The 8004-nt window shown below is 65.4% G+C and carries 8 protein-coding genes; 4 read left to right on the forward strand and 4 right to left on the reverse strand.

What is annotated here, in order from left to right; all coding sequences use genetic code 11:
• Positions 1-198 precede the first annotated feature (198 nt).
• The gene (locus DBV14_RS05350) at positions 199-2595 is read left to right on the forward strand and encodes a DNA polymerase II (RefSeq protein WP_124458150.1); all 2397 of its coding nucleotides are present in this window, start codon (positions 199-201) and stop codon (positions 2593-2595) included.
• Positions 2596-2634: 39 nt separating this feature from the next.
• On the opposite strand, the gene DBV14_RS05355 is transcribed toward DBV14_RS05350, so the two are convergent.
• Positions 2635-3138: a DUF2938 domain-containing protein gene (locus DBV14_RS05355; protein ID WP_124458151.1), complete on the reverse strand. Its 504-nt coding sequence runs from the start codon at positions 3136-3138 to the stop codon at positions 2635-2637.
• Complete coding sequence (locus tag DBV14_RS05360; protein ID WP_124458152.1) at positions 3131-4018, reverse strand: class I SAM-dependent methyltransferase; 888 nt, start codon at positions 4016-4018, stop codon at positions 3131-3133. Before DBV14_RS05360 ends, DBV14_RS05355 begins: the two co-directional genes overlap by 8 nt.
• A 96-nt stretch (positions 4019-4114) precedes the next feature.
• Here DBV14_RS05360 and DBV14_RS05365 point away from each other — a divergent pair, with 96 nt between their 5' ends.
• A complete protein-coding gene (locus DBV14_RS05365; protein WP_124458153.1) occupies positions 4115-4540 on the forward strand; it encodes a helix-turn-helix domain-containing protein in 426 nt (141 codons plus the stop codon).
• Between the two features lie 24 nt (positions 4541-4564).
• Here the strand turns inward: DBV14_RS05365 and DBV14_RS05370 are convergent, their stop codons facing one another.
• Positions 4565-5176: a glutathione S-transferase N-terminal domain-containing protein gene (locus DBV14_RS05370; protein WP_124458154.1), complete on the reverse strand. Its 612-nt coding sequence runs from the start codon at positions 5174-5176 to the stop codon at positions 4565-4567.
• A 90-nt stretch (positions 5177-5266) separates the two neighbouring features.
• Between DBV14_RS05370 and DBV14_RS05375 the strand changes: the two genes are divergently transcribed.
• On the forward strand, positions 5267-6274 hold the full coding sequence (locus DBV14_RS05375) for a LysR family transcriptional regulator (protein WP_124458155.1): 1008 nt from the start codon (positions 5267-5269) through the stop codon (positions 6272-6274).
• Between the two features lie 249 nt (positions 6275-6523).
• On the opposite strand, the gene DBV14_RS05380 is transcribed toward DBV14_RS05375, so the two are convergent.
• On the reverse strand, positions 6524-7450 hold the full coding sequence (locus DBV14_RS05380; RefSeq protein ID WP_124458156.1) for a LysR family transcriptional regulator: 927 nt from the start codon (positions 7448-7450) through the stop codon (positions 6524-6526).
• 121 nt (positions 7451-7571) lie between these two features.
• Here DBV14_RS05380 and DBV14_RS05385 point away from each other — a divergent pair, with 121 nt between their 5' ends.
• Complete coding sequence (locus DBV14_RS05385; RefSeq protein WP_124458157.1) at positions 7572-7967, forward strand: RidA family protein; 396 nt, start codon at positions 7572-7574, stop codon at positions 7965-7967.
• Positions 7968-8004 lie beyond the last annotated feature (37 nt).

Here is an 8004-nt window from a genome sequence, read left to right on the forward strand (position 1 = left end):
CCCTCCGCGAATGTCCCCCGCTTCGCTCCTCCTTTATTTCGCTGCGGGGAACACCCGGTGCCCTTCGCACGTGGGCAGGCTGCTGGTGAGTCGCTGATTCGCCTGGGCTCTGAACCAATCGGGTGAAAATCGCCGGTGCCCTGCCTGTCTAGCTTGCCCAAGCCTGCCCTCCCGCCTCACCCGATTCCCCAAGCTCTCGTGGCGTCCACCGAACTCAAAGGCTTCATCCTCACTCGCCACTGGCGCGATGCGGCGGCCGGCACCGAAATCGAGTACTGGCTGGCAACGGATACGGGGCCGGTGAAGGTGGTGCTGAATTCGCAGACCTCCGTTGCATTCGTCGCGGCTCGTCACCGGGCGGCAGTGGAGGCGCATCTCGTGGGGATGCCGGGCGTGCAGCTGCGTGAGCTGGAACTGAAGACTTTCCAGCAGGAACCCGTGCTTGGCGTCTATGCGACGCACTTTCGCCAGCTCGGCCGATTGGCGCGTGCCCTTCAGCCACAGGGCGTTCCCTTGCTCGAAGCCGACGTGCGTCCGCATGACCGCTACCTGATGGAACGCTTCATCACTGCCGGCGTGCTGGTGGAAGGCGGGTGGGCAGATCGCGCGGCCATCGTCGATTGCAAGCTCAAGCCCGCGCCTGAATTCCGGCCGGTGCTGAAGGTGGTGTCGCTGGACATCGAGACGAGCCAGTACGAGGCGCTCTATTCGATTGCGCTGGACGGCATGCCGGAACGGGTGGTCTTCATGCTGGGCGAGCCGCCGCTGGATGCGCCGACCGGGCCGGGTCAGCCGCTGGACTTTTCGCTCGTCTATTGCCCGACGCGCAAGGCCATGATCGAGGCGCTCAACGACTGGTTCGAGCGCAACGACCCCGACGTCCTCATCGGCTGGAACGTGATCCAGTTCGACCTGCGCGTGCTGCAGAAAACGGCCAACGACTGCGGGGTGCAGTTGCTGCTGGGGCGCGAGCGGCGGCCCATCGATTGGCGCACCCATCCGGGCAAGCAGGGCTACCTGTTCGCGCCCACGCCGGGGCGGGTGGTCATCGATGGCATCGATGCGCTCAAGGCCGCGGTGTGGAGCTTTCCTTCGTTCAGCCTGGAGACCGTTTCGCAAACGCTGCTGGGCGAGGGCAAGGCCATCGGCGACGAGTACGACAAGATGGCGGAAATCGAGCGGCGGTATCAGCAAGACAAGCCCGCGCTGGCGCTCTACAACATCAAGGACTGCGAACTGGTGCTGCGCATCTTCGACAAGGCGAAGCTGCTGCAGTTCGTCATGGAGCGGGCCCATGCCACGGGCCTGCAGGCCGACCACTTCGGCGGCTCCATCGCCGCGTTCAGCCACCACTACCTGCCACGCATGCACCGCCAGGGCTACGTCGCGCCGAGCGTGGGCGAGATCGCGAGCAAGGCCTATCCCGGTGGGTACGTGATGGACTCGAAGCCGGGGTTCTACGACTCCGTGGTGGTGCTCGACTACAAGAGCCTCTACCCCTCGATCATTCGCACCTTTCTGGTCGATCCCGTGGGCCTGGTGGAAGGCTCGAACGCCAGTGGCGCAGCCACAGCCACCACCAAAGCCGTCGAGGGGCCGGGGGGAACTTCCTTCTCGCGCGAGAAGCATTGCCTGCCGGAAATCGTGACCACGCTCTGGCGTGCGCGCGACGAGGCCAAGCGGGTGAAGAACGAGCCGCTGTCGCAGGCCCTGAAGCTGCTCATGAATTCTTTTGCCGGCGTGCTGGGTGCGTCCGAATGCCGTTTCTTCAATCCCGCGCTGGTGTCCGCCATCACCCTGCGCGGCCACGAGATGATGAAGCTCACGCGCGACTTCGTGGAGCGCCGGGGCTACCAGGCCATCTATGGCGACACCGACTCCATCTTCATCTGGCTCGGGCGTCCCCACGCCAACGAAGAGGCGCATGCCGTCGCGGCGAGCCTGGTGCGTGACATCAACGACTGGTGGACGCGCACCCTTCGCGAGCAGCAGGGCCTCGAGAACCTGCTCGAGATCGAGTTCGACACCCACTACAAGAAGTTCTTCATGCCCACCATCCGAGGCTCGGACGTGGGCAGCAAGAAGCGCTACGCGGGGCTGAGCGTCGATGCCGTGGGCAAGGAAGAGATGGTCTACCGTGGCCTCGAAATGGCGCGCAGCGACTGGACCCCGCTGGCGCGCCAGTTCCAGGAGGGGCTGCTTTCACGCATCTTCCAGGGCGAGCCCTACAAGGCGTTCGTGACCGACTATGCGCGGTCGACCCTCGCTGGCGCGAAGGACGATTTGCTCATCTACAGGAAGCGCTTGCGCCATCGGCTCGATGCCTACCTGGTCAATGTGCCCCCGCAGGTGCGCGCCGCGCGCATCGCCGACGAGCACAACGCCCGCGTCGGCAGGCCGCAGCAATACCAGAGCGGCGGCTGGATTCAATACGTCATGACGCGGAGCGGGCCGGAGCCGCTGGAAACGCGGCATTCACGCATCGACTACGAGCATTACCTGAGCAAGCAGCTCCAGCCGATTGCTGACGCGATTCTTCAGCCGATGGGGGAGAGCTTCATGGCGCTGACGACTGCGCAGCAAGGGCTTTTCTAGCGCATCGGGCGCATGGGGCGGCGATTGCGCGAAGAAGAATCAAAGGCCTGACAGCAAGCGCCAAGCCCATCCGGCCGCATAGAGACCGAACCCGAAGACGCCGTGTGCCACGAGGCTGTGAAAGCGGGCGATGTTGGGGCTCGGCGTGCGGCTTGCGGCAATGCCCGCGCCCATGCCCGGCTGCATCACCAGGAAGGGCGCTGCCACGCTGCCGATGCCGACTGCCAGTGCCGGGCCGAGCGTCGGCCGGCTTGCCCAGTCCATGCCCCAGACCGCCAGCAGCACGGCTGCGAAGGCGATGCCGATTGCATAGTGCGCGGTCCAGCCTATCGTGCGCTCGCACTTCACCGGCGCCGAGGTACCGATGGGCGAGTGGAAAAAGCGCCCGCGCGTCATGTAGATCAGCCAGCGGCCGACCATCGCGTAGTCCAGCGACGGAAGGCCGAAGAGCCGCTTGCGCACGATGGCCCATAGGTCCATCACCGCCGTCGCGCCCGCGCCGAGCACGAGCGCGCAGGCTGCATGGGTCGCAGCTTCAGGCATTCGTTTTCTCCCCCGGCGTGGCGGATGCGGACGATGCCCGCGCGCCGACCGTCCAGCACGCCGCCGTCATGCGGACTTCATCGCCGTGCACATACGCATCGAAGGCGGAGCGCACCGTTGCGATGACATGGGCGCGCGTCTGCGCATCCGCTTCTTCGAGCGCCAGCCCGACGGGGCCGAGCCGAGTCAGGTAGCCCAGCAGGTCTTTCTCGGGCAGCGCGCAAGGCAGGTCGACCGGCTGGATGTCGATGTCGGTCCAGCCGCTGTCTTCCAGCAGGCTTCGAACCTTCCGCGGATCGGCGAACGCGAACTGTCCCGGCGCACCCGGCTTGCGCACGGGCAGGTTGGGCAGCAGCGGTGCGGCGGCGCGCTCGGCCGTGGTCATGAACGGGTTGTCGGCCGCGCCGCGCCATGCGATGAACCGCAGCGCGGCGCCTTCTCGCGCGGCGCTTCGCAGGTTGGCGAAGGCGCTGACAGGGTCGTCGAAGAACATCACGCCCAGGCGCGAGACGACCATGTCGAAGCTGGCGGGCTCGAAGACATGCCTCTGGGCGTCGGCACAGACGAAGCTGGCGGCGGAGCCTTCCCGCGCGGCGCGCGCCCTGGCGGCTTCGATCATCGGCTCCGAAATATCGAGGCCGATGCAGTGGCGCTGGCCATCGTGCAGCCGTGCGATGGCCAGCGTGGTGGCGCCCGTGCCGCAGCCGACATCGAGCAGCCGGTCACCGGCTTGGGTGGCCGCTGCGACGGCCTGCGTCAGCAGGTCTTCGAGCGGTCGGAACAACTGGTCGAGCGTGGCCTGGGTATCGACCCAGGCGCGGCCGGCAACGCCGTTCCACAGTCGGGCCTGCTCGTCGTAGGCGTCTTGCGTGACAGTCATGGTCGTCTTCCTTTTTTCATTCATGCATTCATGCCCTCGGGGGCGGAAGCTAGACTGTGCAACTTCAAGTCCACTTGAAGTCAAGAGAGGTGAAGCATGGACATCACGGAAGTGTCGAAGCGCTCCGGCGTTCCGGCGTCGACGCTGCGTTTCTATGACGAGAAAGGGCTGATCACGTCCATCGGCAGGCACGGCTTGCGCCGCCTGTTCGACCCCGGCGTGCTGGAGCGGCTGGCGCTGATCGCGCTCGGGCGCGCCGCCGGGTTTTCGCTGGACGAGATCGCGCTCATGTTCGCGTCGGACGGGCAACCGCGCATCGACCGGCAAATGCTGGCGGACAAGGCCGACGAGCTCGACAAAACCATCCGCAACCTGAGCGCCATGCGCGACGGCCTGCGGCATGCCGCCGTGTGTCCCGAGCCGAGCCACATGGAGTGCCCCAAGTTCCGCCGCATCGTGAAGGCTGCGGCGTCCGGTGCGATCGGTGCGCCGAGAAAGAGGGCGGTGCCGCGGCCTTCGTGAAGATGAGGGCCGCGCGGCGACGGGCTATGCCTCGGCGAGCCCTTCAGCCTCGGCACTTTCGCGAACCGACGGCCTCGAAGCGACCCGCTCGATGAAGGCCGCAATGCCAGGGAATGGCGTGAAGTCCATTCCCGCCTGCACCGCCAGGCGCAGCAATGCGTACAGGTAGGCATCGGCCACCGTGAACGTCTTGCCCCGCAGGTAGGGACCGGGCGAGAGAAGCGAAGCCATGTGCCGGATCGCCCGCGTGTCTTGCATCAGCCGCTCGCGGTACGCCGGAGGCACGTGCGCATCGAAGATCGATGCATAGCCCTTGTGAATTTCCGAAGACAGGAAGTTGAGCGTTTCCATGAGCCGGTATCTCTCCATCGTCCCGCCAGCGGGCACCAGTCCCGTGCCCGGCACGAGGTCGGAGAGGTATTGAAGAATCGCGGCGCCTTCGGTCAGCACGGTGCCGTCGTCCAACGCCAGCGCGGGGACCTTGCCCATCGGGTTGATGTCGGCATAGGGCTGTCCGGTCGGCGGAATCTCCTGGCGCTCGAGGTCGACACGCACGAACCCGGCATCGAGCCCGAGTTCATGCAGGACGATGCGGACGGAAAATGAGGTGGCGCCGGGGCTGTAGAAGAGTTTCATGAAAGGTCCTGATGCGCTGCGTTGCATCGCGTTTTGTTGAGGTGCGTTCTGTCTCGATCGACAGTGCGGATGGTGCTCAGGAGGGCATGAATGAGTAAGACAACCGGGGGCACAACATTGCTGACTCGCGTTCACGAATTGCCGCTTGCCGAGGGCGACGCGCGCATCTTCATCAGCGTGGCCGACACCGGCAGCTTCACGGCCGCCGCCGCGCTTTATGAGCTCACGCCGTCCGCGGTCAGCAAGGCCGTGACCCGGCTGGAGTCCGCGCTCGGGGTCAGGCTGTTGGCCAGGACGACCCGCGCACTCCGTCTCACGGAAGAGGGCGCTGCGTTTCATGCGCGGTGCGCGCGCGCATTCGAGCTGCTTGCCGAGGCGGCCGAAGAGGCGGCGCAAGGCGCGAGCGAGGTGTCGGGCGTCGTGCGAATCGGGCTGCCATCGCTCTTTGCCACGTACCTGGTCGGGCCGCAACTGGTCGAGCTGCTTGAGAGCCATCCCAGGCTGCGCGTCGATGTCGTCACGACGATGCGGCCGGCCGACATCGTGGAGCGCGGGCTCGACTTCATGATCGTCGTCGGGCCGCTGGCGGATTCAAGCCTGGTGGCGCGCCCACTGGGCTACGGACAGTTCGTGACGGTGGCGTCGCCTGCGTACCTTGCAAAGGCGGCGAGGCTTGCCGAATGCGCGGACCTTGCGATGCATCGGTGCCTGGCTTTCCTGCGCGCCGATGGCCGCCAGGACGACTGGAACTTTCTGCGCGATGGCGAGCCGCAAGCGATTGAAGTGAACGCGTCGGCGCGCTCCGACGACATGCATCACCTGGCGTCGATGGCTGTCGCCGGCGCCGGCGTGGCCCAGCTGCCGATGTTCCTGGTTGCACAGGCGCTGGCGCGCGGCGAACTGGCCAGGGTGCTGCCCGAGGTGGACCCGCCGGCCAAGCTGGCGTCTTTTGTCCACGCCGCGGGGCGCTCGATACCCCGGCGCGTGCGGGTGGTCATCGAGCATCTGCAAAGAGGCGAGGGGAGCAGGCTGCCCGGCACATCGCCGACGCAGGTCACTCGCCAAACCAGAAAATCAGCCACGAGCAAAGCGACGTGACCATCACTGCCAGCATGAACGTATTTTTCTGACGAATCAAATACCGGCGGCCTGCCGTGCGAAATGCATTCGACATCGCTATCCCCTCTTTTTTTGAAAGCCCCCTCGCCATAGGCTGCACGTCGATCGCTCGAGTGTCAATCCGAAGAAAGTTCGTCTCTGACCCTTGAGTCAGGATGATTGCGAACCGCGCTCTTCGGAATACGCCTGGACCTCGGGCTTTCTCTCTTTTCTTCTTTTTTCTTTTTTCTAACCCAAGGGTCGGCCGATGACCGGCGCATGCACCGCCATGAGCTCGGCGATCCAGTCGATGAACACGCGCAGCTTGGCGCTGACATGCCGGTTCGGTGGAAACGCGACGTACAGGGGCATCGGATCGAGGTGCCAGTCTTCGAACAGCGGCACCAGTTCGCCGCGCGCCAGGTGCGCCCGAGACATGTAGTCGGGCAGCCAGAGAATGCCCAGGCCGGCCAGCCCGGCCGCGAGGTACGCGTTGCCATCGTCCACCGAAAACACGTGGCGGCCCTGCACTTCGACGCGCTCGCCATCGCGATGCATGGCATACGGAAACGCCTTGCCGGTGCGCGACCACAGGAAGCCGACGATGCGATGGTGCGTGTCTTCCAGCTCGCGCGGATGTTCTGGCGTGCCGGCACGCTCCACGTAGCCCGGCGCCGCGCAGACGCCGAGCCGCAGGTCGCCCACGCGGCGCGCCATCAGCGACTGGTCGGTGAGTTCGCCGCCGCGCACCACGCAGTCGACGTTCTCGCCGATGACATCGACCATGCGATCGCTCACGCCCATGTCGAGCTGGATGTCGGGGTAGCGCGCATGGAACGCCGGCAGCGCCGGCACGAGGATCATGCGGGCCAGCGGGCTGGGCACATCGACCCGCAGCCGGCCCCGGGGTGACGCCGACGCGCTAGACAGGCTGGTCTCCGCATCGTCCATGTCGGCCAGCAGGCGCACCACGCGCTCGTAGTAGGCCGCGCCGTCGGCGGTGACGTTGACCTTGCGCGTGGTGCGATTGAGCAGCTTGACGCGCAGCCGGGCCTCGAGTTGCTGCACGAGCTGGGTCACGCTGGTCTTGCTCATGTGAAGCGTGTCGGCGGCCTTGGTGAAGCTGCCTGCTTCCACCACGCGCGCAAAAGCCTGCATCGCATCGAAACGGTCCATGGGTGTGTGTGCTCCGATTGTTTGGATTCCGCAAACAGTGATTGTTGGTCTTGCCCGTTTATCCGCAAGGCCCGGCTGCCTAAAGTCCCTTCATCGTGAATTCATTCAAAAAGGCAAATCCATGACTCAACGCGACGTCGTTTTTCCACCCGGGCGCCAGGCGCTGTACGAAAGGAACCGCTATTCGCCAGCGATCCGCTCGAATGGCTTCCTGTTCGTGTCGGGGCAGGTGGGGAGCCGCGAAGACGGTTCGCCGAAGCCCGATCTCGAGGCGCAGGTACGACTCGCGTTTGCCAATCTGAACGCGATTCTTGGGGCTGCCGGGTGCACGTTCGCCGACGTGGTCGACGTGACGGTGTTCATCGTCGACCCCGAGTCGAAGTTCGACACGATCTGGAAGGTGTTGCCGGAGTTCTGGGGCGACGCGCCGTACCCGACGTTGACCGGTATCGGCGTGACGTGGCTCTACGGATTCCAGTTCGAGATCAAGGTGATTGCGAAGCTTCCTCAGGGGTGAGCAGGGCGGGTTTCAATGCGGGGTCATTCTTTGGCTT

It is taken from the genome of Variovorax sp. KBW07 (genome assembly GCF_003852515.1).
In the GTDB taxonomy this organism is placed as follows: Bacteria; Pseudomonadota; Gammaproteobacteria; order Burkholderiales; family Burkholderiaceae_C; genus Variovorax.

Excerpts from the sequence above, each read along its gene's own strand:
- DBV14_RS05355 (WP_124458151.1), bottom strand. The coding sequence starts at position 3,138 with ATGCCTGAAGCTGCGACCCATGCAGCCTGCGCGCTCGTGCTCGGCGCG.
- DBV14_RS05360 (WP_124458152.1), bottom strand. The coding sequence starts at position 4,018 with ATGACTGTCACGCAAGACGCCTACGACGAGCAGGCCCGACTGTGGAAC.
- DBV14_RS05365 (WP_124458153.1), top strand. The coding sequence starts at position 4,115 with ATGGACATCACGGAAGTGTCGAAGCGCTCCGGCGTTCCGGCGTCGACG.
- DBV14_RS05370 (WP_124458154.1), bottom strand. The coding sequence starts at position 5,176 with ATGAAACTCTTCTACAGCCCCGGCGCCACCTCATTTTCCGTCCGCATC.
- DBV14_RS05375 (WP_124458155.1), top strand. The coding sequence starts at position 5,267 with ATGAGTAAGACAACCGGGGGCACAACATTGCTGACTCGCGTTCACGAA.
- DBV14_RS05380 (WP_124458156.1), bottom strand. The coding sequence starts at position 7,450 with ATGGACCGTTTCGATGCGATGCAGGCTTTTGCGCGCGTGGTGGAAGCA.
- DBV14_RS05385 (WP_124458157.1), top strand. The coding sequence starts at position 7,572 with ATGACTCAACGCGACGTCGTTTTTCCACCCGGGCGCCAGGCGCTGTAC.